This window comes from Falsihalocynthiibacter arcticus (assembly GCF_000812665.2).
GTDB lineage: Bacteria > Pseudomonadota > Alphaproteobacteria > Rhodobacterales > Rhodobacteraceae > Falsihalocynthiibacter > Falsihalocynthiibacter arcticus.
Genome location: NZ_CP014327.1, coordinates 3,999,773 through 4,024,725 on the forward strand (window position 1 = coordinate 3,999,773; position 24,953 = coordinate 4,024,725).

Sequence of the window (24,953 nt, forward strand, 5' to 3'; positions counted from 1 at the left end):
GGAAAAACCTGCATTAATTGTGTAGCGCAAGAATATGACCCAAAAACTCACGCTCAAACGCCCCGATGATTGGCACCTCCACCTGCGCGATGGCGCAATGCTTAAAGCGGTGCTGCCTGAAACCACCCGCCATTTTGGGCGTGCGATCATTATGCCAAACCTCGTTCCACCCGTTGTGACGAGCGCTCAGGCCTTGGCCTATCGGGATCGCATTCTCGCGGCTCTGCCCGAGGGAAGCGAGTTTACGCCTTTGATGACCCTCTATTTGACGGAGCAAAGCGACCCAGACGATATCGCCGCAGCCTATGCGAGCGGGTTGATTTCCGCCGTGAAACTCTACCCTGCCGGAGCCACCACGAATTCCGCAAGTGGCGTCAGCGATTTTGACAAAGTGCGCCCTGCGCTGGAAAAAATGGCCGAGATTGGCCTGCCTCTTTGCCTGCACGGAGAAGTCACTGACGCTGAGGTCGACATTTTTGACCGCGAAGCTGTTTTCATCGACCGCGTCCTTGATCCAATCCGTCGCGCAACCCCGGGCTTGAAAACGGTGATGGAACACATCACCACCAAGGACGGCGTCGATTACGCAAAATCGCAGGACAATTTGGGCGCAACAATCACCACGCACCACCTTGTGATCAACCGAAACCACATCCTCGTGGGCGGCATCAAGCCCCACTATTACTGCCTTCCCGTAGCAAAACGCGAAACGCACCGCGTCGCCCTTCTTGAAGCCGCAACCAGTGGCGATACACGGTTCTTCCTTGGAACAGACAGCGCACCGCATACCGACCTCCTCAAAGAGAACGCCTGTGGATGTGCGGGATGTTTTACGGCCACGAATACAATGTCGATCCTTGCGGAAGTCTTTGAAAAGGCGGGCGCATTAGACCGGTTAGAGGGCTTCACTTCGCTGCACGGCCCCGCTTTTTACGGCCTTCCCGTAAATGACACAACGCTCACCCTGACCAAGGGCGCGCCCGTTACATACCCTTCAAAAATCGAAGTCGGCGCGGAAACCGTCACCGTCTTTGACCCCGGCTTCCCCCTGCATTGGACCGTCACCGCCTAGCGAAAACAAAGGACCCGTCATGATCCCAACATCCCATACCGACGCCACCGAAATTGCGCGTCTTACCGCGAAAATGCTCTTGGAAATCAAGGCGGTACATTTCAACGCGCGGGAGCCGTTCACCCTCGCGAGCGGCCTTCCCAGCCCGACATATATCGATTGCCGCAAGCTGATTTCCTATCCCCGCATTCGCAGCACTTTGATGGATTTCCTGACCATCACGGTCATGCGCGACGCGGGTTTTGAAGCCTTTGACAACGTGGCTGGTGGCGAAACCGCAGGAATCCCCTTTGGCGCATTGGTCGCCGAACGCATGGCCCTCCCGATGAGCTATGTGCGCAAAAAAGCCAAAGGCTATGGCCGCAACGCGCGGATCGAAGGCGAAATGACGGAAGGCCAACGTGTTTTGCTCGTCGAAGACCTCACAACCGATGGCGGCAGCAAATTGTCGTTTGTCGATGCCATTCGCGAAACGGGCGCGACCTGTGCGCACACAGCGGTTATTTTTTACTACGGGATTTTCCCAGAAACCGAGAAAACCCTCGGCGACCATGGGATTCAGCTGCACCACCTCTGTACGTGGTGGGATGTTTTGGCCGAAGCCAAAGATTCTGGTGCCTTTGATGCGGAAACCTTAACCGAAGTCGAAGCCTTCCTCAACGACCCACGTGGTTGGCAGGACGCTCACAAAACTTAAAACGATATTAATGAGATCTAATCCATATCTAGGCGAAATGTCGACAGACATGCCCAGATATGGTGAATCAAGGTTATCCACAGCTTTATACAATTTGCGACTTCCATGAAGTTTGCGCTAAGCAGACACCCAATCCGGTCGGGGAATCAAATGAACGAAATCGTACCAGTCAACAATGGCGCGGGGCTTCCTGCAACGAGTGCAGAAGCGTCGGAGTTAAGTGCACAACCGCATAATATTGAGGCGGAACAGCAGCTTTTGGGTGCGATTCTCACCAACAACGAGGTGTTCGACCGCGTGGCTTCTGTTATCAATGCCACGCATTTCTATGAGCCGACTCACGCGCGAATCTACGAGCTCGCGTCGCACCGTATTGCTAAAAATATGAACGCGTCACCAGTGACCCTGAAGGCGTTCATGGAAGACGATGAGGGCCTCAAAGAACTTGGTGGACCCGCGTATTTGGCGCGTCTTGCAGGCGCGGCGATTTCCAGCTTTGCGGCGCGCGACTATGCGCAAATTATCTATGATTTGGCGATCCGTCGCGAGCTTATGGGGCTAGGCCGCGAGATCATGGACAAAGCGGCAAATGTAAATGTCGCGAGCGAACCCAAAGAGCAGATTGTTGAAGCCGAACAGGCGCTTTATGCAATGGCCGAGCAAGGGCAAACAGAGAGCGGATTTCAATCCTTCCTCAAGGCTGTGACCGAAGCCGTAACTGTTGCCAATACCGCTTATCAGCGAGAAGGCGGCATGTCTGGTATCTCTATGGGATTGATAGATATGGACAAAATGCTGGGTGGCTTACACCGCTCCGACCTTTTGATCCTTGCCGGACGCCCCTCAATGGGGAAAACCTCACTGGCCACCAACATCGCCTATAACATCGCCAAAGCCTATAAAAAGGGCAAGAAACCTGACGGAACTGAGGGTGCAATTCAAGGCGGCGTTGTAGGGTTCTACAGCCTCGAGATGTCCGCCGAACAACTCGCCACACGGATTCTTTCGGAGGCCGCGGAGGTCCCGTCTGGCCAAATTCGCAACGGTGACATGACCGAAGAAGAGTTCCGCCGATTTGTGGAAGCCGCCAAAAAACTCGAATCCTGCCCGCTTTATATCGATGACACGCCCGCCCTGCCGATCTCGCAATTGGCGGCGCGTGCCCGTCGTTTGAAACGGACGCATGGGCTGGACGTGCTGATTGTGGACTACCTTCAACTCGTGCGCCCCGCCACCGCCAAAGACAGCCGCGTAAACGAAGTTTCCGAGATCACGCAAGGGCTTAAGGCCATTGCCAAGGAACTCGATATTCCCGTCATCGCCCTCTCCCAGCTCAGCCGTGGCGTTGAAAACCGCGAAGACAAACGCCCCCAACTTTCCGACCTTCGGGAATCGGGTTCGATTGAGCAAGACGCCGATGTGGTGATGTTTGTGTTCCGCGAAGAATATTACAAAGAGCGCGAAAAACCGGGCGATCACGAGCTGGACAAAATGGCTGCGTGGCAGGAAGAAATGGATGCGCTCCATGCGAAGGCCGAAGTTATTATCGGCAAGGCGCGTCACGGGCCAATCGGCCACGTCGAGCTTTCGTTTGAAGGGCAGTTCACCCGCTTTGGCAATCTTGTCAAAGCATGGCAAAGCGAACCCAACGGCTATTAATTTATGCACCATTGTCTCGCCTTTCGATTTCCCCTTGCCAGCCCGTGTGCCAATCGTCAGAACCATCTCCATGTCGACAGGTAAACTCAAAATTGATCTCAACGCGCTGGTAGATAACTGGCGCGTTCTCGATGCCCTCACTGAAGCTTCGGTTGAAACGGCGGCGGTGGTGAAAGCGAACGGATATGGCTGCGGGGCGGAGCGCGTCGCCAAAGCTCTTCTCCATGCCGGCGCCCGCACCTTTTTCGTGGCAACGGCCAACGAGGGCGCCCAAGTGCGGCAAGCCGTTGGGCCCAATCCAAAAATCAACTTGTTTTCCGGACATATGGCCGGCGCGACAGATATGATTCACGACATGCAACTGACACCGATGCTTAATTCTGTGGCCCAGTTGACCCGCCATTTCGAAGCCCTGCCCGGTGCGCCGTTCGGTATCCAACTTGATACGGGCATGAGCCGTCTGGGCATGGAAGCCGCCGAATGGCACGCTGTGCGCGACATTGCATTAGAGCGATCCCCGACCCTTGTGATGAGCCATTTGGCCTGCGCCGACGAGCCAAATCACTCGGCGAACGATGCACAATTGCAAAACTTTCGCGCCATGACAGAAGGTGTGCAGGCGCCGCTTTCCTTGTCGGCCACAGGTGGTATTTTCCTATCGTCCGAGTACCACTTTGATTTGGTGCGCCCCGGTATTGGCCTCTATGGCGGTGCGCCTTTTGATGCCGCCAGCCCCGTGGTTCACCTGTCGTTGCCCGTGATTCAAACGCGGGATTTGGACGTGGGCGAAACCGTGGGCTATGGATGTACTTGGCAGGCCGAAGTTCCCAGCAGGATTGCCACGCTATCATCGGGCTACGCCGACGGATTGCCACGCGCTCTTAGCAACAACGCGACCCTCTGGTTTGGCGATATTCCCTGCCCGCTGGTAGGCCGTGTTTCGATGGATTTGATCACGGTCGACGTCACCCATTTAACCGAACACCCCGATCAACTCGACATCCTGTGCAGACACCAAGGCGTTGACGACTTAGCGCTTTCTGCAGGAACCATTGGCTATGAAATCCTGACCTCCCTTGGCTCTCGCCACGCGCGGCGCTATGGCGAAGTTCTTTCATGATTCTGCGCGCGATGGCTTCGCCTCTGGCGGCCTTGGGGCGTGCGGCCATGGGCTTCATGGCGTCCATTGGACGAGTGTCGATTTTTGCATCCCAAGTTGCGGGTCATACATTTCGCCAGCCATTTTACGTTAAAGAACTCCTGCAATCCCTTCTGAATATTGGATATTTAAGCCTTCCCGTCGTTGGATTGACTGCGATTTTCACGGGCGGGGCTTTGGCGTTGCAAATCTATGCGGGCGGTGCACGGTTTTCGGCCGAAGCAGTCGTTCCGCAAATTGTCGCCATCGGTATGGTGCGTGAACTAGGGCCCGTTTTGGTCGGCCTTATGATCGCCGCACGCGTGACCTCCTCGATTGCCGCCGAGATCGCCACCATGCGGGTGACCGAACAAATCGACGCCCTTGTGACGCTTTCGACGCACCCGATTAAGTATCTTGTTGTACCTCGGGTGGTTGCTGCGTTGATTACCGTTCCGTTGCTTGTGGCGGTGGGCGATATCATCGGCATTTTCGGGGGTACTTGATTGGAACCGGCAGCTTGGGGTTCAATTCCGCCGCCTACCTCCATAATACGATGAATTTCCTTGAACCACTGGACATCATTTCTTCCCTCGTCAAAGGTGCGGCTTTCGGAGTTATTTCCGCTTTAATGGGATGCTACTATGGTATGAATTCCGGTCGCGGGGCTCAAGGGGTTGGTCGCGCAACCAAAGGTGCAGTCGAAGCCGCGGCCGTGTTAATTTTGGCGGCAAACTTCCTCCTAACAAACGTGTTTTTCACCATATGATTACGCTCTCAAAAATCCATAAAACCTTTGATTCCAACCAAGTATTGCGCGGTGTCGACTTACAGGTCCCGCGCGGTGAAAGCATGGTCATTATTGGTGGTTCTGGAACGGGAAAATCCATATGCATCAAATGCATCCTTGGGCTTGTCACCCCAGATTCTGGTGAGATCATCGTGGACGGGCAAAACGTCGAAACCGCCGAGCGGGATGCTTTCCTTGCGCGTTTTGGCATGTTGTTTCAGGGCGGCGCGCTCTTTGATTCTATGCCTATATGGCAGAATGTGGCGTTTCGCCTTTTGCGCGGCGGCCTAAAACGGCCAAAAGCCGAAGCCCGCGAAATTGCCATTGAAAAACTGCGTCGTGTAGGCCTTTCCCCCGATGTGGCCGATCTTTTTCCCTCTGAACTTTCAGGTGGCATGCAAAAACGTGTGGGCTTGGCGCGTGCAATTGCCGCCGAACCCGAGATTATCTTCTTTGACGAACCCACGACGGGTCTAGATCCAATTATGTCTGGTGTTATCAACGAGTTGATACGTGAAATCGTTGTCGAAATGGGGGCAACCGCGATCACAATCACCCACGATATGTCCAGCGTCCGCGCCATTGCCGACAAAGTTGCCATGCTGCATAATGGCGTTATTCAATGGACAGGTCCGGTCGCGCAAATGGATCAAAGCGACGATCCTTATCTCACCCAATTTATCAGCGGCAGCGCACATGGCCCTATCGAATCTGTTCGATAGGGCCAATAAATTTCAAAATTTATCTAGACCCTTAACCATTTGTTAGGGAAGATTAGCCAAATTCAGACTGGGTTAGAGTCTAGAACGGAGGCCTTAAAAATGACGATCACCGAACTTTATCTCAGGCTGTTTTTTGTCGCTGCTCCCGCGATTGTGACCTATTTTGCAGCGCGCCGCGTTTTGCATTCCCGTAGCGATCACTGGGCCGTATATATTATTAACGTCGCATGGGGTGCCTATGTGACGGTGTATATTGGTCGAGATATTTTGTTGGCGACGTCCCTCCCTATTGAAGCCTTTGCTGTTGCCACCACCCCTGTGGTTTTCTGGATTGCGACCGTGGCGTTTTGCAATCGGCGCAACAATTCCACCCGTCGTTACGCTTCATCGCATAAACGTCCGTCAGACGAGCACGAATTCTCGATTTAGCAGAGCACCTCTTGAAATGCCTGCGGTAAGCTGCGACCTCTACGCGTATGAAAGTTCTGCGTATTGCCAACCTTTTGTTGCTTATTGCCTTTCCAATCGCGTGGTTTGCTCCGCTTTTGCGAGCGGGCTTGCTTCCACTGTTCAGATTGTCGGAAATATCGGTCGTTTCGGGGCTGCAAAGCCTGTGGAAGACGGACATGTTTCTTGCCCTTTTGGTGACGGTCCTCGCGCTTTTGGCCCCCTACCTCAAAACCGTCGGACTGGCGCTTGTGCAGTTTGATCTTTTGGATCGACGTGTCCTCCCTGCGTTACGCGTTCTTGGGAAATTGGCGATGGCTGATGTTTTCCTGCTCGCGCTCTATATTGTGGTGGTCAAAGGCATCGGAGTTGGGCGGGTCGAGACAGGCTGGGGCCTCTATGCCTTCACCGGATGCGTTCTCGCGAGTTTTGCGATTTCTTTTGCAACTGAGAGCTTGGAAAAGCGCGCGGCTTAGGCAATAACCCCTTATGGCAAAAACCAAAAACTTCGTCTGTAAAACCTGCGCGTCAACTTATACCAAGTGGTCGGGAAAATGTGATTCCTGCGGGGAATGGAACACGATTTCCGAGGAAATACCCTTTTCTTCTGGTCCGCCCAGCAAATCCCTTGGCGCAAAACGTGGCAGTCCTATTGCCTTGTTTGATCTTGCAACCGAAGAAGATCCCCCCAAGCGCACCCGTTCAGGATCCGGCGAGTTAAACCGTGTGTTGGGCGGAGGTTTAGTGCCCTCGAGCGCAGTTCTGGTGGGCGGCGATCCGGGTATCGGTAAGTCGACCCTCTTGTTGCAAGCCGCCGCGAGTTTTGCACGTGCTGGCCTGAAAACCATCTATGTTTCAGGCGAAGAAGCCAGTGCTCAAGTCCGGATGCGCGCGCGACGGTTGGGCATCCAAGAAGCCCCCGTCAAGCTCGCTGCTGAAACCAATTTACGCGATATTCTCACAACGCTTGAGATTGAAAAACCCGACCTCGCGATCATCGATTCCATTCAAACCATGTGGTCTGACAATGTCGATTCCGCGCCCGGCTCTGTGAGCCAAGTGCGCGCGGCGTGCCATGAATTGACCACTTTTGCCAAACGCAAAGGCATGGCGGTGATTCTTGTGGGCCACGTCACCAAGGACGGCCAAATCGCTGGCCCCCGCGTGGTTGAACACATGGTCGATACGGTTTTGTACTTTGAGGGCGAACGCGGCCATCAATTCCGCATTCTGCGCGCCGTGAAAAACCGCTATGGCCCGACGGACGAAATCGGCGTCTTTGAAATGACGGGCAAGGGCTTGGCGGAAGTAAAAAACCCCTCGGCGCTGTTTATGGGCGATCGTGAAAACCCCGCACCGGGGTCAGTTGTTTTTTCCGGCATCGAAGGCACCCGCCCGATGCTCGTTGAGCTGCAAGCCCTCGTCGCGCCCTCGCCACATTCCCAAGCCCGCCGCACGGTTGTGGGTTGGGATGGGAGCCGTTTGGCGATGATTTTGGCCGTCCTAGAATCACGTTGCGGCGTGCCGTTTACGGGGTTGGATGTTTACTTAAACGTCGCGGGAGGGCTGCGCGTGTCCGAACCTGCGGCCGACTTGGCTGTTGCGGCGGCGCTACTTTCTGCGCGCGAAGATCATTCTTTGCCCTCTGACACTGTGGTTTTTGGCGAAATTAGCTTATCAGGGGCACTTAGACCCGTTGGACAAACGGAAAACAGGTTGAAAGAAGCCGAGAAACTTGGTTTTAGCTCAGCTATCATGCCTTCGGGTGGGAAAAAACTAGATCAGACGGGAATGAAGATCAGCACAGTGTCCGATCTTACCACTTTCGTAAAAGACGTATTCGGGGATTCTTAACCCCAACAGGAGAAGATATGGAAGGTTTTACCATAGTAGACGGCGTCGTAGCCATTGTGATTATCCTCTCGGCGGTATTGGCGTATTCCCGTGGTTTTGTTCGCGAAACGCTTTCGATTGCCAGTTGGGTGGTTGCGGCAATTGTGGCCTATATTTTCGCCCCTAAGGTTGAGCCTTTGGTGCGCGAAATTCCCATCCTGAAGGACATGATTGGCGGACAATGCGAATTGTCACTGATGGTGGCGTTTGTCATCGTGCTTGTCATTGGGTTGGTCGTCATGGCGATTTTCACCCCGCTGTTTTCGAGTATGGTCCAACGCAGCATTTTGGGCGGGCTTGACCAAGGCATCGGTTTTCTCTTTGGCGCGGCGCGCGGTGTTCTGCTGGTTGTGGTGTCGCTCTTTATTTACGACTGGGCGGTTACGGATCAAACGTTTGAAGTCGTCGACAACAGCCGCAGTGCCGTGATTTTTAGCTCCCTTGTGGGACAAGTCGGTGAAAATGTACCAGACGATGTTCCGGGCTGGTTGCAGTCACGCGTCAATTCCTACCTCGCACTCTGCGAAGCGCCAGCAGATATCGTACCTGCTGAAGCGGCTCCTGCAGAAGTGGTTCCCGCCGAATAAGCCTGTTTTTCAGGCATCCTTTGACATCAAGGTCGCTCCTTTTGGGGCGGCCTTTTTACATTTTTTCGCCCAATCAACGGCAAACCGACAAAAGCCACGCTCTTTATCAAAAATATGACAATTTCCTATCATCCGACGGATGACATCCCCGCTTGGCTCCCGTAAGAGGGGGTCGAAGAACCAAAGCTATGGAATCGGAGCCACCTGCCAATGCGCGATATGCCCCCCAGCCACCCGTTCGATGACGACAAGCTAAAAGAAGAATGCGGAATTTTTGGCGTCGTCGGCGTTGCCGATGCGGCTAATTTCGTTGCACTCGGCTTGCACGCTCTACAACACCGCGGTCAAGAAGCCGGTGGCATTGTTGTCCACGATCACGAACACGGATTTAACTCCGCCCGTCGATTTGGCTATGTTCGCGACAATTTCACCTCTCATTCTGTGATGCAAACCCTGCCCGGGCCCATCGGAATTGGCCATGTGCGCTACTCCACTTCGGGCTCCAAGGGGGCCACGGCCATCCGCGACGTACAGCCCTTCTTTGGTGAGTTTTCCATGGGCGGAGCAGCGATTGCGCATAACGGCAATATCACCAATGCCGATGCCCTAAGACGCGATTTGATTGAACGCGGCTCGATTTTCCAGAGTTCGTCTGATTCCGAATGTATCATCCATCTGATGGCGCGTTCGATGCAACGCAACATTCCCGAACGTATGAAAGACGCGCTCCGATCAGTCGAGGGCGCGTTTTCCGTTGTGGCAATGACACGCACCAAATTAATCGGTGTGCGCGACCCACTTGGTGTGCGCCCGCTGGTTTTGGGTAAGTTGGGCGACGGCTGGGCGCTGAGTTCCGAAACCTGTGCGCTCGACATTGTTGGCGCTGATTTCATTCGCGAGATTGAGCCCGGCGAGATGGTTGTCATCACCGAGGACGGTGTTGAAAGCTATCACCCGTTTGAGAAAAAGCCTTCACGGTTCTGTATTTTCGAACATGTCTATTTTAGCCGTCCAGATTCCATTTTAGGCGGGCGTTCGGTCTATGAAACGCGCCACCAGATCGGTGTAGAACTGGCCCGTGAAGCGCCTGTTGACGCAGATCTTGTGTGCCCTGTGCCCGATTCAGGTACCCCTGCGGCGATTGGATACTCAAAAGAAAGCGGTATTCCCTATGCGATGGGCATCATCCGTAACCAATACATGGGGCGCACGTTTATTGAGCCCAGCGAGCAAATCCGCAACATGGGTGTGCGCCTCAAACTCAACGTCAACCGCGCGCTCATTAAGGGCAAACGGGTAATTTTGGTGGATGACTCAGTTGTGCGCGGCACCACAAGCCGCAAAATCAAGCAGATGATTTTGGATGCTGGTGCTGCTGAAGTCCACTTCCGTATCGCCTCGCCGCCGACAATGTGGCCTTGTTTTTATGGGGTAGACACCCCTGAGCGCGACAAGCTTCTGGCCGCGAATATGAACGAAGAAGAGATGCGCGTGCACCTTGGTGTCGACAGCCTCAAGTTTGTTACACTCGACGGTCTTTATCGTGCAGCGGGCGTTCCCGAGGGCCGTGATGCCAAAGCCCCCAAATATTGCGACGCCTGTTTCTCGGGCGAATATCCCGTGCGCCCGACCGATATGATGGCCAAAGGATTTACCCTAAAAACTGCTGCTGAATAATGAATGCCCCCCTGAAATTCCGCCCGCACCACTTTTTGTGCGCGCTAGGATTTCAGGGCAAAGGCTATTCCGAGAGCTTTACCGAAAACATGCACGCCATTGTTGTGGACCAATTGCGCGCAGAGGGCGGCGATGAGCGGCAGATTCAGACCGTAGGGATGACCGATGATATCTGCGGCCCCTGCCCCAAACGCCGCGGCCGTCTGTGCAGCAATCAACCCAAGATCAAGGCGTTGGATCGCAGCCACGCTGCCGCGCTTCAATTGTCGGCCAATGAGGTTTTGACGTGGGGCGAAGCCAAGGCACGGATTAAAAAACACGTCCCCGTGGGTAGCTTGAAGCAGGTGTGCGCCGGCTGTCAGTGGCTTGAATATGGTATGTGCGAGGCCGCCCTCACGGCGCTTCACGAGACCCCATAAGCTCCAGAAAAAAAAGGAAATGCTCCCGCCAAGAGCAAAACCCCTGCGGGGGTTACCTCCTGTTGGGCGTAGCCTCGCGATGCTCGGCAGGCACGATGAGAGTGCAACGAAAAACGCCGCTCTCGGGGACCGAGGCGGCGTTTCAAGGTATTGATTTTGGAGTGTTTATTTCGCTTTACGTGCGTCCAAAACTTTCCATGCGCCCGTCACGACAAGAGCCGCGATAACCGCTTTCACAACGTCACCAATAAGGAAGGGCGACATGTACCATTTCCAGATGGAAGCGAAGCTATCCGCACCCCATTTAGCAGCGTCAAGGCCCGCAACTTCGCCAATCCACATAGCCCAAGCAACGCCTGGAATGTAGATGAACGCGGAAAGAACGATGGCGGTAAGAGCTGTGCTAACGAAGCTTTTGGCAATGCCTTTTTCGACGGCGAGGCCTGCGAGGAATGCCATGGCAACGAAGCCAGCGAGGAAGCCAGCGGTTGGGCCAACAAATGCGAGGGTTGAAGCACCGTGCGCGAAGACAGGCAGACCAGAAGCGCCTTCAGCGAGGTAGGCAAGCAACGTTACAGCGCCCAGACGGGAGCCGAAAGTCAAACCAACGATCATAATCGCAAGGGTTTGCATTGTCATCGGAACAGGTAACATTGGAACGGAAATTTGTGCCGCCAATGCGATGAATGCAGAACCGAACAGGACCATCATCCCTTTGGTTGCGAGGGAATTGGAACCGATCAGGGCTTTGGTTAATGTCATGTTGGGGTCTCCTTGGATACATGCTCTCAAGTACGCTTTTTGGGCAATATGCCGCAAAAGTCAAGGAACCCCTTGCATGAAAGAGACGCAAGTGAGAAATGAAAGCATGACCGATATATCGCAAAACCCCGTCCCAGACACTCCTGTAAAAATCGCTCTTGTAACCGGAGCGTCCCGTGGCATTGGCGCAGCACTGGCTTTGGCGCTCGCTAAAACGCACCATGTAGTGGCCGTAGCCCGCACGACGGGCGCTTTGGAGGAGTTGGATGATCGCATTCAAGCCCAAGGCGGAGCGGCAACCTTGGCCCCCCTTGACGTAACCAACGAAGGGGCAATGCAACATCTTTGCCTCTCGATATTTGAGCGTTGGGGCCACATTGATACATGGGTTCATACCGCCATTCACGGCGCGCCTCTGGCCCCTGCCGGCCATGTGGACACCAAAGATTTTGATAAATCCATCGCTTGCAACCTGACAGCGACTCAGCGTTTGATTACCTATGTCGCGCCGCTTCTTTCGGTGGCCCCCGACGGCAAAGCGGTTTTCCTTGACGATGATGCCGCTGGCAAAAGCTTTTTCGGTAGCTACGGCGCAAGCAAAGCCGCACAAATGGCCCTTGTGCGCAGCTGGCAAGCCGAAACCGTCAAAACCGGCCCCAAAGTCATCATTCACCAACCCGCCCCCATGCCTTCGAGCTTGCGAGCGCGCTTTTTCCCTGGTGAAGATCGCACAAAACTTATGGATGCGGAGGGGCAAGCCGCCCGTGTTATGGACCTCTTAAAATAGCCAAACAGCATCGAACCCTAAAATCTTCGTTATTTTGCGATCATAATCGCCCAAAGCGAGTCAAAAATGCACGTATTTTTTGCAAAAAGTTAGAAAAACATAACGCATCTTAGTGCATTCTTTACCTGTGTGCCTGCCTGCACTAGGACTATAAACAAGAAGACTGGAACCTTTGAATGCGCATTTTAATCACGAATGACGATGGTATTAACGCCCCGGGGTTGCGGGTATTGCATGGTATCGCAACCGAGCTTGCAGGCCCAAAGGGTGAGGTTTGGTCCGTCGCCCCCGCCTTCGAGCAATCCGGCGTCGCCCACTCGATTTCCTACACCAATCCTATGGCCATGGCGAAACTGGGCGAACGCAATTACACAACCGAAGGCAGCCCCGCCGACTGTGTCCTCGCCGCGCTCTATGATGTCATGCCCAACAATTGGCCCGACCTTGTGTTGTCTGGTGTGAATCGTGGCAATAACGCGGCTGAAAACACCCTTTATTCGGGCACAATTGGCGGCGCGATGGAAGCCGCGCTTCAAGGCATCCCTGCTATCGCTTTGTCGCAATATTTTGGCTCCGCGAACGCGACACTCGCGAATCCGTTTGAGGCCGCCGCAAGTCATGGCGCCGACACAATCCGCGCGATCCTCAAGGCCGCGCCTAAGGATACCGCCGATTACCGCCTGTTTTACAACGTTAATTTCCCGCCCTTCGCGGCAGCCGACGTCAAAGGCATTCGCACAACTGTCCAAGGGTTTCGCAAAGGGACGAGCTTCTCTGCAGAGCCGCATCTGTCGCCATCTGGCCGCCGATTCCTGTGGATTAAAGGCGGCGATCAGCAAGTCGAGACGGGCGAAGGCACCGATGCATCGGCCAATCTCGCGGGCTATACTTCGGTTACCCCGATGCGCGCCGATTTGACCGCCCATAACGTCCTGCAAGACCTTAAAGACGCTATCGACACATGAGTTTAGCCGAGCGCAAAATGCAGTTTCTTTATGCACTGCGCTCAAAAGGCGTCACGGATAAACGCGTCCTGACGGCCATGGAAACCATTGATCGCGGTCCCTTTGTGCGCGGGGTTTTCGCGAATCGCGCCTATGAGGATATGCCCCTCCCCATCGCCTGTGGCCAAACGATCAGCCAACCCTCGATCGTGGGCCTGATGACGCAGGCCTTAAACGTCCAGCCGCGTAACAAAGTTCTCGAAATTGGCACGGGTTCTGGCTATCAGGCCGCTATTCTCAGTCAATTGGCGAGGCGGGTGTACACCGTCGATAGGCACCGTCGCTTGGTGCGCGAGGCAGAAGACATCTTTGCGCAAATGGGCATCGGCAACATAATTACATTCACCGCCGACGGCAGCCGCGGCCTCGAAGACCACGCCCCGTTTGATCGTATCCTTCTCACGGCCGCCGCCGAGGACGCTCCCGGGCCCCTGCTGGCACAATTGCGCGTCGGTGGAATTATGGTCCTTCCCGTCGGGCAATCCGACACCGTGCAAACTTTGATCAAAGTCACACGATCTGAAACGGGTTTTGATTACGAGGAATTACGCGGCGTACGTTTTGTTCCACTGCTCGAAGGGTTGGGCGACGAAGAATAGGCCTGCAAACCCGTTTAAATTCGTGTATAAGAGATTAAATAAGCCCGCCAAACGGGCAAAGGCAGTTGAGGACGAACCATGCAGAAATTTCCCACCCACCCTTATTCGGTGCCTTTTTTTCACAACGCGCGCACCGCGTCTCGCACTCTACTCGTAACGAGTGCCCTATTTGCGGTGACCGCTTGTAGCGACGGCTTTGACACTGATTTGCGTGGCAATTTCGGTAATTCCTTCACGACCACCTCCCAATCCACCCGTCCAACGGAGCCTGCACCAAAACCGGATGCACGCGGCGTTGTCTCCTACCCGAGCTATCAAGTGGTTTTGGCGCGCAAGGGCGAAACGGTTGCCGATATTGCCAGACGTTTGGGTTTGAATGAAAATGAACTGGCGAAATACAATGGCGTAAGTCCGAGCACTCAAATGCGCTCAGGCGAACTTCTGGCGCTCCCACAACGGGTTGCTGAACCCGCCACCTCGTCAACAATCACTTCAGGCGCGATAGATATTACCACTTTGGCCGGTGACGCGATCGACCGCGCAGGAACGCCCATAAAACCGGCCTCGACGCCCGCTCAACCCGCCACCGCCAAGGTAGCAGAACCCGTCCGTCACAAAGTCGAACGAGGGGAAACGGCCTATTCCGTGGCGCGCCTGTATAATGTTTCTGTGCGCTCGCTGACGGAATGGAACGGCCTCGGCAGCGATCTTGCCGTGCGCGAAGGTCAATATTTGCTCATTCCGCTACCGGACGCCGAAGCAGAAGAGATCGTTACGATTTCTGCCGTCGAAACCCAACCCGGTCAAGGCTCAGTAACGCCCTTGCCACCGAGTGCCGCCGTAGCGCTTCCCGCTGAAACGCCCCTTGTCGCCGCGGCCGTCGTGCCAACGCCTGCCTCACCTGATATGGGCGCACAGCAAACCGCAGCGTCCGAAAAGGCGACGAGATTGCAAATGCCGGTAAGCGGGAAAATCATCCGCGAATACCAAAAAGGTAAAAACGACGGGATCGATATTTCCGCCGCCGTCGGCACGCCGATTAAAGCGGCGGAGGCAGGAAAAGTGGCCGCCGTGACCGTGGACACCGAAGGTGTAACCATCGTTGTTATTCGCCACGCGGATGGGCTTTTGACGGTTTATGCAAATGTTGACGGGGTTACCGTCGAAAAAGGCGAGACCGTAACGCGCGGCCAAAACATTGCTAAAATGCGGGCAGGCAACCCTGCATTCCTGCATTTTGAGGTACGCCAAGGATTCGACAGCGTCGATCCTACGCCTTTTGTCAGCTAAGGTCAGAGGGTTAGAAACAAAAAACGCGGCGTCCTTTTGGAGCCGCGTTTTTTTTGTGCCATTTTTCGGTATCTAGAGCGAAATTCCGCGACGCCCAGCAAGGTCAGTGAAGTACTGCCAAGCAACCCGCCCCGAACGGCTTCCGCGCGTGGCTTGCCACTCGATGGCCTCCGCCCAGAGGGTTTCTTCGTCAATTTCAATCCCGTGCGCGCGGCAATAGCCACGGATCATCTCAAGATATTCGTCTTGCGAGCAGGGATGGAAACCAAGCCACAGCCCGAAGCGATCCGAAAGCGAGACTTTCTCCTCAACCGCTTCTGACGGGCTGATGGAGGAGGAGCGCTCGTTTTCGATCATATCGCGCGGCATCAAGTGGCGGCGATTGGACGTGGCATAGAACACAACGTTATCTGGCCGTCCTTCGATTCCCCCGTCCAAAACTGCCTTCAGAGATTTGTAATGTTGATCGTCATGCGAGAACGACAAGTCATCGCAAAACATCAAAAACCGCGCATCAGCATCACGGATCAAGGCCAAGAGATGCCCAATCGAAGGCAGGTCTTCGCGTTGAATTTCAACGATTTTCAGGTCGTGCCCTTGGCGCAAAACTTCGGCGTGGATCGCCTTCACAAGGCTGGATTTCCCCATGCCCCGCGCCCCCCAAAGGAGCGCATTATTGGCTGGCAACCCGCGCGCAAATTGCAACGTATTCTCAAGTAAAGTATCGCGCGAGCGATTGATGCCAACCAAGAGATCAAGCTGCACACGGCTGACCTTCTCCACGGGTGAAAACCGATTTGGCTCTGTGTGCCACACAAAAGCATCGGCCTTCGTGAAATCTGGGGCGGCAACCGGCGCTGGCTCCATGCGTTCCAGCGCCTCAGCAATCCGTGTTAGGAGTATTTCACTCATCAGCCGCTTTCCCATCGTCTTCTGGCGGAGTCTCTTCGTCATCGACCCCAAAATTACCGTCGCCGTGAATGTCCTCATCCCAAAGCCCATCGGCCTTCAGCTTGGCTTCGCGTCTTTTTTCGATCCAATACACGAGCCAGATTGAAGCCTCATAAAGGCCAAAGACCACAACAAACAAAATGACCTGTGTGATCACGTCGGGCGGCGTCACGAGAGCCGCGAGCACAAGGATGCCCACAACGGCGTATTTGCGCACACTGGCAAGGCCTTTGCTCGACACAAGGCCCGCTTTGCCCATAAGCGACAGCAGGACCGGAAGTTGGAAGCACAGGCCGAAAGCCACGATCATTTTCAATGTAATATCAAGGGTTTCGTTGACTTTACCATTGAAATTGATCTTGATTCCAGCATCGGGATCAACCGGAACAGGGACCCCATCGGTCGGAACCACCGACCCCAAAATGGACGTAGCATCCGCGAAGCCAAGGAAGAATTTCATCGCCATCGGCGTCACGACATAATGCGCGAACCCTGCCCCAAGGAGGAACATAACAGGCGACGCCAATAGAAACGGAAGAAACGCGTTCTTCTCGTTTTTATAAAGGCCGGGCGCCACAAAACGCCACAACTGCGTGCCGATGATCGGGAAGGAAAGCCCCAACCCAAACACCATGGAAAGCCGCACAAGCGTAAAGAAATACTCCTGTGGCGCCGTGTATTGCATCGCGGGATTTGGATCGCCAAGTTGGCGCATGGTTTCTTCGATTGGCTTTAGCAAGAAATCTAAAAGCTGTGAGCCGAAGGTAAAACAAAACAGCATCGCCACAATGAAAGCGACAGCAGAACGAATCAAACGCGTGCGCAACTCTGCGAGGTGTTCGATCAGCGGGGCGGAGCTGTCTTCGACGTTTTCGCTCATGTTTTAGGATCTGCTTTCTTGGTGGTTTTTTTAGCGGCTGTTTTCTTGGCGGCAGGAGCTTTGGTTGTCGGTTTTGGTGCCGCGGCTTTTTTCACCGGCGTCGTTTTTGTAGCCGTTTTGGGAGTGGCCTTTGGCGCTGCTGGCTTTTTGGCCGCCGTTTTTTCCACAGGCACCTTTTTGACAACCGCTTTTTTCGCAGGCGCTTTTGTGGCGGTCTTCACAGTGGGATCAGCAACATCCGCTTTCGCAGCCTTCGCCGCTTCCTTTGCGTGGCGCTCGGTCGCTTTGTCCGCCATTGCTTTGTGAATTTTCTCGGCCTTCTCTGCACGCTCTGGGGTGAATTCTGCGGTTTTCACACCCGGCTTGGTAGCTGCCGAGCTATTAGACTTTGGATTCCAGTCTTCAAACTTTTTGGCCGCGTCTTCAAGCGCGTCCAAGCCAAGGTTTTTCTTGGACGTCACGTTTTTGAGGTCTTTTGCAACATCGGCCACGCCGGCCTCATCCGCAGCATCGTTCATCGCGCGTTGGAATTCCTTCGCCATACCGCGCGCTTTGCCCGTGAACCGCCCCACGGTGCGAAACATCCCGGGCAAGTCCTTGGGACCCACGACGATCAACGCCACAACCCCCACAACCAACAGTTCGGTCATACCAATATCAAACATCTGAAACGACCCTAACTGCGTTTGCTCTGACTAATTCAGGCTTCGTCTTTTTTTGTCTCAGTTTCAGGTGTGATATCACGTGGCTCTTCGACTGAGTCCGCAAGTTCTTTCTGGCCTTCGCTGATGCCTTTTTTGAAGCTGGTGATGCCTTTGCCAACTTCACCCATCAAAGACGAAATCTTACCACGGCCAAAGAGAACCAACACAACAACGGCGATAAGAACGAGACCCATTGGGCCAATATTATTTAGCATTTTGTACTCCTTTGGTGCGCCAACCGGCTCACCTTCCTTGTTTCCCTACTGTATGTATTGGTTAAACGCGCGGTTTCAAATACCCAAATGCACGCAGAGGCCATGTTTTTGTGATTATTCGGTGGGCGCGTTGTCGCAGAATACACCAATTTGCGTCCAAATAGAAGCTATTGGCGATTTCGAGGGGACTTCAAGGCGCATCACTTTTAAGCGTTGAACACGAAACAACGGTCCCGACGGATCATCAACCACAAGGGAGTGCCCTCTTTTGGCAAGAAAACGGACGGTACAGTCGCGCTCAAAATGGAATCATCATAGTCCATCTTGAATTCCACAAGACTCTCTCGCCCCATAAACCTCGCGCGGGTCACGATACCGCGCGCAGGTGAGCCGTCAACGGTCGTGGGGTTTGGACCACGGCCCGCGCGATCAAAATCGATGCGCAGGTGTTGTGGCCGAATTGCGATATTTAACACGGTCCCATTGGGCTTTCCGGGAGCGAGGAATTGACCGAAAGGTGTATCGCACAGGGCACCTTGAACTTCGCCACGGATTACATTGATATCACTAAAGAACTTCGCTGCTTCAAGATCAAAGGGGCTGTTATATAGGTTATAGGGCGCGCCCTGTTGGACTATCCGGCCATCGCGCATCAGAGCGATTTCGTCGGCCATACGCATGGCCTCGTCGGGTTCATGCGTGACCAGCAAAACGGCGGTGCCTTCATCCTTGAGGACCGCGAGTGTTTCGTCGCGAATGTCGTCGCGCAATCGGTTATCAAGGCCTGAAAACGGCTCATCCATCAGCATAATCGACGGGCGTGGCGCAAGGGCACGTCCAAGCGCAATCCGTTGTTGCTCGCCGCCCGAAAGCTCGTGCGGATAACTTTGAGCAAAGTGCCCTAACCCCACCCGCGCCAAAAGTTCCTCAACCCGCGCCATGTTTTCGTCGCGGGTTCCCGTTAGGCCAAAGGCTACGTTTTTGGCGACGGTTAAATGCGGAAACAGCGCGAAATCCTGAAACATCAGGCCAATAGAACGCCCTTCTGGCGGCACACGATAAATCGTATCACACACGAGGTTGCCATCGACGTAAATCTCGCCTCGGTCCTGCATTTCAACGCCAGCAATAATCCGAAGGGTAGTTGATTTTCCGCATCCTGATGGACCAAGCAGGCAAGTCACCTGCCCCGGCATCACCTTGAGCGACACATCATCGACCACATTACGTCCGCTAAACGCCCGCGAAATCCGGCGAATTTCAAGGCGTGGTGTTTCCATTTCGATTTTGGAGGGCGATAGTAGCGTCACTGAGCGGCCTTAACCTGAGGAAAACGGTCGAGAAGACCAATTCTATGTCAGATAACAGTGTGGCTAAGGCTGGGCAACCCTTTGACCGCGTTCAATCCCAAGGAAGGTTGCGACAAATCCGACCACAAGAACAACAATGCAAATCACCAAGAGCTGTTCGTATTTATGCCCTTCGGGGAGGATCATCGCGACAGTTTCGTTGGCCCGCAGAAAATACAGCGCCGCCCCAAGAAGCGCTGCGCCATAGCTAACCAAAAACGACCACAGGGCGATGGGCCGTCCGAAAATCAAACCAACAAGAAGGATTGGCGTTAAAAACATCGACGCGGTTCCCGAGACGGCAACGGCATCGAACAGGCTGCTGTTTCCCCAAAGCGTAAGAGCCGCCCCCAGCACCATAAAGACGACCATCGCCAAGCGCCCCCCCGCTAAACTGCGCGGCAGGATTTTCAACTCCTCAACCGTGAGACGCGCCGCAGAAGCCAGTGCACTATCAAGAGTCGAGAGCGCGGAAATCAGCAGCGACAACATTAGGGCGATAAAAATCCCTTGAGGGAAAATTGCTGCCCAAGTGCCCAGCAACTCGCCTTGATACTCCGCGCCCATCAACCCCGCTTGAATACCAAACATCCCAAACCCAATAATAAAGAGGCTCGAAATCCAAAAGGCGTGCAGAAAGGAAGCTTTGGTTATGCGCTCATCGGCCAAGAATCCGCGATCCATCATTACAGGGTCATGGATCGGGTAGGAGAACACCTGAAGGGCCGCGACCGCCATAAGGATCCAGCCGTTATAGCTGCCCGACGTGCCAGTGCTTGAGACGATTTTGGCGAGAGAAAAGTCGGGTTGAAAAATGAGTGCGATGAAGGCTACGGTAAAAACCACAATGAACACAAGCATTTGCAACACATCTGTGCGCAGAGCTGCCGAAAGGCCACCCCATGCGGAATAGGCTAACCCAAGGATAGAAACGAGGAGGATCGCCGCTCTCGGCGCATTGACGACATCGGGCATCAAGGCACCGATAACAAGCCCGATAACCAGCAGGTTGGCGAAAACTTCGGACAAAAGACGCAGCGCAATAACCACGTTATAGCATTTGGTTCCCGTGCCGCCAAAATGCGCCGCCAGCCAGTCCTGAACCGACCCAGCCCCCGCTCCCCGCAAGTGCCCAACCACATATCCGCCAGTGAGAAACGACAGGTAATACGCAGCATAGGCCATGGTTCCGGCCATCCCGTAAAAATACCCCAAAATGGCTGAATTCATCAGGGAGCGTGCAAAAATCCACGTGGTGACCTGAGAGAGAACAAGCGTCCAAAGACCGGGCGATGCGCCACCGATCTGCCCTTGAAAAAATCCCTCAACAGTCGCGCGTTTGGGCGCCACAAGAAGGCTCGCCAAAGCGACAAGGCCAAATCCGCCAATAATCCAGTAAGCTTGCATGTGTATACCAATCTCGTGAAACCCAGTGTGGGAAATCTTTGCTCCTGAAAGACCAAATCACTATTTTGGACGGGGGCACGACCCCAAAAAGGGCAGTCTGACGCAAACGTGACCCAAATTTTGGCCCGTTTACGTCATTTTTTTTACATTGTTGCGTTCATTGAGCCGCCATCCAAAAGGATGTTTTGGCCAATCATATACCCCGCATATTGGCTGCACATAAATGCGCAAGTTGCGCCAAATTCACCCGCCGTTCCGTAACGACGCGCCGGAATTCCTGCGGAGCGGGCTTCGATCGCTTGCTCCATCGAAATGCCCTGCGCCTTTGCGACACCCGAGTCCAACGAAACCGCGCGATCGGTTGCGTGAATACCCGGAAGCAGGTTGTTAATCACCACGCCCGAAGGGGCCACTTGGCGCGATGTCCCCGCAACATAGCCGGTCAATCCTGCCCGTGCCGCATTGGACAATCCAAGCGCGGCAATTGGTGATTTTACCGACTGGCTCGTGATGTTGACAACCCGCCCCCATCCCTGATCGATCATCGCTGGCAAGAGCGCTTTCATCAAAGCAATAGGCGTCAACATATTGGCATCCAACGCTTTTACGAAATCCTCTCGATCCCAGTCGGACCAAGTCCCCGGAGGTGGCCCGCCCGCATTCGTCACCAAAATATCGACGTGCCCCGCCGCGGCAAGGACCTTTGCGCGCCCCTCGTCGGTGGTAATATCGGCTGCAACCGCAATGACTTTAACCCCATAGGTGTCGCGAATTTTCTGCGCGGTTTCTTCCAGTGGGCCGACGGTGCGCGCGTTGAGCACAAGATCAACACCTTCCGCCGCCAAAGCCTCGGCGCAGCCTTTGCCCAAACCCTTGGAGGACGCACAAACCAATGCCCGTTTTCCTGCAATTCCCATGTCCATATCGTCACTCCCTTTGTTGCTTTTCTAATTCCTATCAGGTTCCACAAAAGATGGAAGCCAAGGTCAGCCCCTGAAAATACGTAACAACCTCCCATTGAAAGGAAAAAAAACGAGCCTTTTCACACCCTTTGCCTTAATGTTGCCCCTTCTATTGAACACTTATTAACTAGAACCAATTTAACTAGGAGCACCGCCCAAGAGGCGTGCCCCAAATCTGGACGACACGACTATGACGATCACGGCTCCGAAAAACTTCACGGCACAGAGCGTTACTTCAACGCATATTCGGGATCTACCCGTCTATTTGGCGTCGGATTTTAAGGTTTTTCACGGGGCAAATCTTGGCGATGATCTGGCCGATGCGGACGACCTCTGTTTGGATGATATTTATAGCCTTGCCATGGACGCCCGTGAATCAAATATCACCGTCACGGAGTCGCAAAGCGGACCGTTTATTGTGTCGACAAACAGTTTTATTGTGTCGACAAACAGTTTGGTGGGCACCGCTGGATTTCAACTTCACCTTGATTGCGCGATCACCCTTATGTCACAGGGCGGAGAAACCATCGAAGCCCTCGTTTTAGCCGAGGTCGACCCTTCGGAAAACGCGCTGGATGCGGTCTATTTGCTACCGCTTTCGTCGCTAAAACGGCAAACCGAATACCGGCTAATGCGGGTTGATCCTGATGCTGCACGTACACGTCTCGCCGAAGTCGCCTGTGTCTCGTTCATGCGCGGAACCCACATTACAATGGCCGATGGCCGCCAAAATCCAATCGAAAACCTACGTATTGGAGACCGTATTTTGACCCGTGACAACGGCCCTCAAGTCATTCGCTGGATCGGCAGCCACACCAGTCGCGCAGTAGGAGATTTCGCCCCCATCGTCATCAAGGCAGGCGCGCTCAATAACGAAAACGACCTTCACGTCAGTCCGAATCACCGGTTGTTTATTTACCAGCGGCGTGACGACCTAAAGCTTGGCCGCCCAGAAATTTTTGTTCGTGCCAGCGACTTGGTGAATGGGGAGACCGTGAAGGTCCTTGAAGGCGGATTTGTTGAGCATTTCCAAATCCTCTTCGATCACCACCAGATTATTTATGCCGAAGGCATTGCCGCCGAAAGCCTCCCCTTTTCCAAACGCACGACCGCTGTTTTACCGCCCGACCTCGCAGAACGTCTGGAGCGGGAAATCGTCAGTCATCCCCAACAGTTGCATCGCGATATTGAAGTCACACGCGCAAACCTTGCAGAGAACAACGCCGCCGAGCGCCTTCGCCGTTCATCCCTTGGGTCATAAGGTACATTTCCCCGACATGCCCATGCGCGTTTCGATTGCACGCCTGTGATCGCCAAGCTATACCGCCGCAATGACAGATATCATCGCCTCCGCTAGCAATTTACCGCCCGAGATCGCTCGGCGCCGTACATTTGCGATCATTTCGCACCCCGACGCTGGGAAAACGACCCTCACAGAGAAGTTTCTTCTGTTTGGCGGTGCGATTCAAATGGCGGGCCAAGTGCGAGCCAAGGGCGAAGCGCGCCGCACACGTTCCGACTTTATGCAAATGGAAAAAGACCGCGGGATTTCGGTTTCCGCTTCGGCGATGTCCTTTGATTTTGGCCCCTATCGGTTCAACTTGGTCGACACACCTGGCCACAGTGATTTTTCAGAAGACACCTATCGTACCCTAACGGCCGTTGACGCTGCGGTGATGGTCATCGACGGCGCGAAAGGCATCGAAAGCCAAACCCAGAAACTGTTCGAAGTCTGCCGGATGCGCGACCTGCCGATCCTGACGTTCTGTAACAAAATGGACCGAGAAAGCCGCGAAACATTTGATATCATAGATGAAATCCAAGAAAACCTCGCGATTGATGTGTGTCCCGCAAGTTGGCCCATCGGGTCCGGTCGCGATTTTTTGGGCTGTTACGATCTTCTGCAGGATCGTTTGGAACTTATGGACCGCGCCGACCGCAACAAAGTCGCCGAGAGCATTGAAATCAACGGTCTCGACGACCCACAACTTGCGCAACACGTCCCTGCGGAATTGCTAGAAAAACTCCGCGAGGAAATCGAAATGGCGCGCGCTTTGCTGCCCGCGTTTGATCATCAGGCCATGCTCGACGGAACCATGACCCCGATCTGGTTCGGCTCCGCCATCAACAGTTTTGGCGTCAAAGAACTGATGAACGGTATCGCGAAATTTGGTCCCGAACCTCAGCCCCAAGCCGCCAGTCCTCGCGCGGTTCACCCAGAAGAGAAAAAAGTTACCGGATTTGTGTTTAAAGTTCAGGCAAATATGGACCCGAAACACCGCGATCGCGTCGCCTTTGTGCGTCTTGCGTCGGGTCATTTCAAACGCGGCATGAAGCTTACCCATGTACGCACCAAAAAACCGATGGCTATTTCAAACCCCGTTCTCTTCCTCGCCTCTGACCGCGAATTAGCCGAGGAAGCTTGGGCGGGCGACATCATTGGCATTCCCAACCACGGTCAACTGCGTATCGGCGACACGCTCACCGAAGGCGAAGTCATACGCGCCACGGGCATCCCATCGTTTGCCCCCGAACTCTTGCAAGGCGTGCGCTCGGGCGATCCACTGAAGGGCAAACACCTTGAAAAAGCCCTCATGCAATTTGCCGAAGAAGGCGCCGCAAAAGTGTTTAAACCCGCTTTTGGTTCCGGCTTTATTGTCGGTGTTGTTGGCGCCCTTCAGTTTGAAGTTCTAGCCAGTCGCATAGAACTTGAGTACGGCCTCCCTGTGCGCTTTGAGCCGTCCCAATTCACCAGCGCTCGATGGGCCACGGGTGGAAAAGCCGCAATTGAGAAATTCGAAGCCGCCAACAAACAGCATATCGCACATGATCACGACGGTGACATTGTTTTCCTGACGCGTTTACAATGGGATATCGACCGTATTGGGCGCGACTACCCTGACGTTACGTTGACGGCAACCAAAGAAATGATGGTCTAATCT

General features: G+C 54.2%; 25 protein-coding genes and 1 pseudogene. 18 read left to right on the forward strand and 8 right to left on the reverse strand.

The window, feature by feature from the left end; genetic code table 11:
* The first annotated feature begins 34 nt into the window (after positions 1–34).
* The 12 genes and pseudogenes from pyrC to RC74_RS19745 all read left to right on the forward strand — a co-directional run bounded on the left by pyrC (position 35) and on the right by RC74_RS19745 (position 11,101).
* The gene (gene pyrC / locus RC74_RS19690) at positions 35–1,072 is read left to right on the forward strand and encodes a dihydroorotase (protein WP_039000501.1); all 1,038 of its coding nucleotides are present in this window, start codon (positions 35–37) and stop codon (positions 1,070–1,072) included.
* Between the two features lie 19 nt (positions 1,073–1,091).
* Complete coding sequence (locus tag RC74_RS19695) at positions 1,092–1,769, forward strand: orotate phosphoribosyltransferase (RefSeq protein WP_039000502.1); 678 nt, start codon at positions 1,092–1,094, stop codon at positions 1,767–1,769.
* Positions 1,770–1,919: 150 nt separating this feature from the next.
* Entirely contained in the window at positions 1,920–3,428 is a 1,509-nt protein-coding gene (locus RC74_RS19700) for a replicative DNA helicase (protein WP_039000503.1), read from the forward strand.
* A gap of 70 nt (positions 3,429–3,498) precedes the next feature.
* Positions 3,499–4,548 (forward strand): alanine racemase, encoded by a 1,050-nt coding sequence (gene alr / locus RC74_RS19705; protein ID WP_039000504.1) that lies wholly within the window; start codon positions 3,499–3,501, stop codon positions 4,546–4,548.
* Between the two features lie 11 nt (positions 4,549–4,559).
* Positions 4,560–5,335 (forward strand): annotated as a pseudogene (locus RC74_RS19710) (MlaE family ABC transporter permease).
* Complete coding sequence (locus RC74_RS19715; RefSeq protein WP_039000505.1) at positions 5,332–6,078, forward strand: ABC transporter ATP-binding protein; 747 nt, start codon at positions 5,332–5,334, stop codon at positions 6,076–6,078. The pseudogene RC74_RS19710 and the gene RC74_RS19715 overlap by 4 nt, the downstream one beginning before the upstream one ends.
* A 99-nt stretch (positions 6,079–6,177) precedes the next feature.
* Complete coding sequence (locus tag RC74_RS19720; protein WP_039000506.1) at positions 6,178–6,507, forward strand: hypothetical protein; 330 nt, start codon at positions 6,178–6,180, stop codon at positions 6,505–6,507.
* 47 nt (positions 6,508–6,554) lie between these two features.
* On the forward strand, positions 6,555–7,001 hold the full coding sequence (locus RC74_RS19725; RefSeq protein WP_039000507.1) for a paraquat-inducible protein A: 447 nt from the start codon (positions 6,555–6,557) through the stop codon (positions 6,999–7,001).
* Between the two features lie 13 nt (positions 7,002–7,014).
* A complete protein-coding gene (gene radA / locus RC74_RS19730) occupies positions 7,015–8,379 on the forward strand; it encodes a DNA repair protein RadA (protein ID WP_039000508.1) in 1,365 nt (454 codons plus the stop codon).
* 17 nt (positions 8,380–8,396) lie between these two features.
* A complete protein-coding gene (locus RC74_RS19735; RefSeq protein WP_039000509.1) occupies positions 8,397–9,005 on the forward strand; it encodes a CvpA family protein in 609 nt (202 codons plus the stop codon).
* 210 nt (positions 9,006–9,215) lie between these two features.
* Positions 9,216–10,682, forward strand: coding sequence for an amidophosphoribosyltransferase (gene purF, locus RC74_RS19740; RefSeq protein ID WP_039000510.1), 1,467 nt, complete (start codon positions 9,216–9,218; stop codon positions 10,680–10,682).
* Positions 10,682–11,101: a DUF1284 domain-containing protein gene (locus RC74_RS19745; protein ID WP_039000512.1), complete on the forward strand. Its 420-nt coding sequence runs from the start codon at positions 10,682–10,684 to the stop codon at positions 11,099–11,101. Before purF ends, RC74_RS19745 begins: the two co-directional genes overlap by 1 nt.
* A gap of 165 nt (positions 11,102–11,266) precedes the next feature.
* On the opposite strand, the gene RC74_RS19750 is transcribed toward RC74_RS19745, so the two are convergent.
* Entirely contained in the window at positions 11,267–11,863 is a 597-nt protein-coding gene (locus RC74_RS19750; RefSeq protein WP_039000513.1) for a biotin transporter BioY, read from the reverse strand.
* A 106-nt stretch (positions 11,864–11,969) separates the two neighbouring features.
* Here RC74_RS19750 and RC74_RS19755 point away from each other — a divergent pair, with 106 nt between their 5' ends.
* The 4 genes from RC74_RS19755 to RC74_RS19770 all read left to right on the forward strand — a co-directional run bounded on the left by RC74_RS19755 (position 11,970) and on the right by RC74_RS19770 (position 15,543).
* Positions 11,970–12,650, forward strand: coding sequence for an SDR family NAD(P)-dependent oxidoreductase (locus RC74_RS19755; protein ID WP_052274627.1), 681 nt, complete (start codon positions 11,970–11,972; stop codon positions 12,648–12,650).
* 176 nt (positions 12,651–12,826) lie between these two features.
* Positions 12,827–13,615 carry a 5'/3'-nucleotidase SurE gene (gene surE, locus RC74_RS19760; RefSeq protein ID WP_039000514.1) on the forward strand — a complete coding sequence of 263 codons (789 nt, stop codon included), beginning with the start codon at positions 12,827–12,829 and terminating at the stop codon, positions 13,613–13,615.
* Complete coding sequence (locus tag RC74_RS19765) at positions 13,612–14,253, forward strand: protein-L-isoaspartate(D-aspartate) O-methyltransferase (protein ID WP_039000516.1); 642 nt, start codon at positions 13,612–13,614, stop codon at positions 14,251–14,253. The genes surE and RC74_RS19765 overlap by 4 nt, the downstream gene beginning before the upstream one ends.
* 78 nt (positions 14,254–14,331) lie before the next feature.
* Entirely contained in the window at positions 14,332–15,543 is a 1,212-nt protein-coding gene (locus RC74_RS19770; protein WP_082802373.1) for a peptidoglycan DD-metalloendopeptidase family protein, read from the forward strand.
* A 72-nt stretch (positions 15,544–15,615) separates the two neighbouring features.
* Here RC74_RS19770 and RC74_RS19775 read toward each other — a convergent pair whose 3' ends face one another.
* The 7 genes from RC74_RS19775 to RC74_RS19805 all read right to left on the reverse strand — a co-directional run bounded on the left by RC74_RS19775 (position 15,616) and on the right by RC74_RS19805 (position 21,972).
* Entirely contained in the window at positions 15,616–16,455 is an 840-nt protein-coding gene (locus RC74_RS19775) for an ATP-binding protein (protein WP_039000517.1), read from the reverse strand.
* Positions 16,448–17,374 carry a twin-arginine translocase subunit TatC gene (tatC, locus tag RC74_RS19780; RefSeq protein WP_039000518.1) on the reverse strand — a complete coding sequence of 309 codons (927 nt, stop codon included), beginning with the start codon at positions 17,372–17,374 and terminating at the stop codon, positions 16,448–16,450. The genes RC74_RS19775 and tatC overlap by 8 nt, the downstream gene beginning before the upstream one ends.
* Positions 17,371–18,039, reverse strand: coding sequence for a Sec-independent protein translocase protein TatB (gene tatB, locus RC74_RS19785; RefSeq protein ID WP_039000519.1), 669 nt, complete (start codon positions 18,037–18,039; stop codon positions 17,371–17,373). The genes tatC and tatB overlap by 4 nt, the downstream gene beginning before the upstream one ends.
* Positions 18,040–18,074: 35 nt before the next feature.
* Positions 18,075–18,293 (reverse strand): twin-arginine translocase TatA/TatE family subunit, encoded by a 219-nt coding sequence (locus RC74_RS19790; RefSeq protein WP_039000520.1) that lies wholly within the window; start codon positions 18,291–18,293, stop codon positions 18,075–18,077.
* A gap of 206 nt (positions 18,294–18,499) precedes the next feature.
* Positions 18,500–19,573 carry an ABC transporter ATP-binding protein gene (locus RC74_RS19795; RefSeq protein ID WP_039000521.1) on the reverse strand — a complete coding sequence of 358 codons (1,074 nt, stop codon included), beginning with the start codon at positions 19,571–19,573 and terminating at the stop codon, positions 18,500–18,502.
* A 93-nt stretch (positions 19,574–19,666) separates the two neighbouring features.
* Positions 19,667–21,049: an SLC5/6 family protein gene (locus RC74_RS19800; RefSeq protein WP_039000522.1), complete on the reverse strand. Its 1,383-nt coding sequence runs from the start codon at positions 21,047–21,049 to the stop codon at positions 19,667–19,669.
* A 143-nt stretch (positions 21,050–21,192) separates the two neighbouring features.
* A complete protein-coding gene (locus RC74_RS19805) occupies positions 21,193–21,972 on the reverse strand; it encodes an SDR family oxidoreductase (protein WP_039000523.1) in 780 nt (259 codons plus the stop codon).
* A 229-nt stretch (positions 21,973–22,201) separates the two neighbouring features.
* Between RC74_RS19805 and RC74_RS19810 the strand changes: the two genes are divergently transcribed.
* Complete coding sequence (locus tag RC74_RS19810; protein WP_052274622.1) at positions 22,202–23,272, forward strand: Hint domain-containing protein; 1,071 nt, start codon at positions 22,202–22,204, stop codon at positions 23,270–23,272.
* A gap of 70 nt (positions 23,273–23,342) precedes the next feature.
* Complete coding sequence (locus RC74_RS19815) at positions 23,343–24,950, forward strand: peptide chain release factor 3 (RefSeq protein ID WP_039000524.1); 1,608 nt, start codon at positions 23,343–23,345, stop codon at positions 24,948–24,950.
* Positions 24,951–24,953 lie beyond the last annotated feature (3 nt).

Coding starts and splice junctions, on each gene's coding strand:
- RC74_RS19700 (WP_039000503.1), top strand. CDS start 1,920: ATGAACGAAATCGTACCAGTCAACAATGGCGCGGGGCTTCCTGCAACG.
- alr (WP_039000504.1), top strand. CDS start 3,499: ATGTCGACAGGTAAACTCAAAATTGATCTCAACGCGCTGGTAGATAAC.
- RC74_RS19805 (WP_039000523.1), bottom strand. CDS start 21,972: ATGGACATGGGAATTGCAGGAAAACGGGCATTGGTTTGTGCGTCCTCC.
- RC74_RS19775 (WP_039000517.1), bottom strand. CDS start 16,455: ATGAGTGAAATACTCCTAACACGGATTGCTGAGGCGCTGGAACGCATG.
- RC74_RS19790 (WP_039000520.1), bottom strand. CDS start 18,293: ATGCTAAATAATATTGGCCCAATGGGTCTCGTTCTTATCGCCGTTGTT.
- RC74_RS19810 (WP_052274622.1), top strand. CDS start 22,202: ATGACGATCACGGCTCCGAAAAACTTCACGGCACAGAGCGTTACTTCA.
- RC74_RS19815 (WP_039000524.1), top strand. CDS start 23,343: ATGACAGATATCATCGCCTCCGCTAGCAATTTACCGCCCGAGATCGCT.
- RC74_RS19695 (WP_039000502.1), top strand. CDS start 1,092: ATGATCCCAACATCCCATACCGACGCCACCGAAATTGCGCGTCTTACC.
- RC74_RS19720 (WP_039000506.1), top strand. CDS start 6,178: ATGACGATCACCGAACTTTATCTCAGGCTGTTTTTTGTCGCTGCTCCC.
- RC74_RS19750 (WP_039000513.1), bottom strand. CDS start 11,863: ATGACATTAACCAAAGCCCTGATCGGTTCCAATTCCCTCGCAACCAAA.
- RC74_RS19715 (WP_039000505.1), top strand. CDS start 5,332: ATGATTACGCTCTCAAAAATCCATAAAACCTTTGATTCCAACCAAGTA.
- RC74_RS19795 (WP_039000521.1), bottom strand. CDS start 19,573: ATGGAAACACCACGCCTTGAAATTCGCCGGATTTCGCGGGCGTTTAGC.
- RC74_RS19755 (WP_052274627.1), top strand. CDS start 11,970: ATGACCGATATATCGCAAAACCCCGTCCCAGACACTCCTGTAAAAATC.
- tatB (WP_039000519.1), bottom strand. CDS start 18,039: ATGTTTGATATTGGTATGACCGAACTGTTGGTTGTGGGGGTTGTGGCG.
- tatC (WP_039000518.1), bottom strand. CDS start 17,374: ATGAGCGAAAACGTCGAAGACAGCTCCGCCCCGCTGATCGAACACCTC.
- purF (WP_039000510.1), top strand. CDS start 9,216: ATGCGCGATATGCCCCCCAGCCACCCGTTCGATGACGACAAGCTAAAA.
- RC74_RS19745 (WP_039000512.1), top strand. CDS start 10,682: ATGAATGCCCCCCTGAAATTCCGCCCGCACCACTTTTTGTGCGCGCTA.
- surE (WP_039000514.1), top strand. CDS start 12,827: ATGCGCATTTTAATCACGAATGACGATGGTATTAACGCCCCGGGGTTG.
- RC74_RS19770 (WP_082802373.1), top strand. CDS start 14,332: ATGCAGAAATTTCCCACCCACCCTTATTCGGTGCCTTTTTTTCACAAC.
- pyrC (WP_039000501.1), top strand. CDS start 35: ATGACCCAAAAACTCACGCTCAAACGCCCCGATGATTGGCACCTCCAC.
- RC74_RS19735 (WP_039000509.1), top strand. CDS start 8,397: ATGGAAGGTTTTACCATAGTAGACGGCGTCGTAGCCATTGTGATTATC.
- RC74_RS19725 (WP_039000507.1), top strand. CDS start 6,555: ATGAAAGTTCTGCGTATTGCCAACCTTTTGTTGCTTATTGCCTTTCCA.
- radA (WP_039000508.1), top strand. CDS start 7,015: ATGGCAAAAACCAAAAACTTCGTCTGTAAAACCTGCGCGTCAACTTAT.
- RC74_RS19765 (WP_039000516.1), top strand. CDS start 13,612: ATGAGTTTAGCCGAGCGCAAAATGCAGTTTCTTTATGCACTGCGCTCA.
- RC74_RS19800 (WP_039000522.1), bottom strand. CDS start 21,049: ATGCAAGCTTACTGGATTATTGGCGGATTTGGCCTTGTCGCTTTGGCG.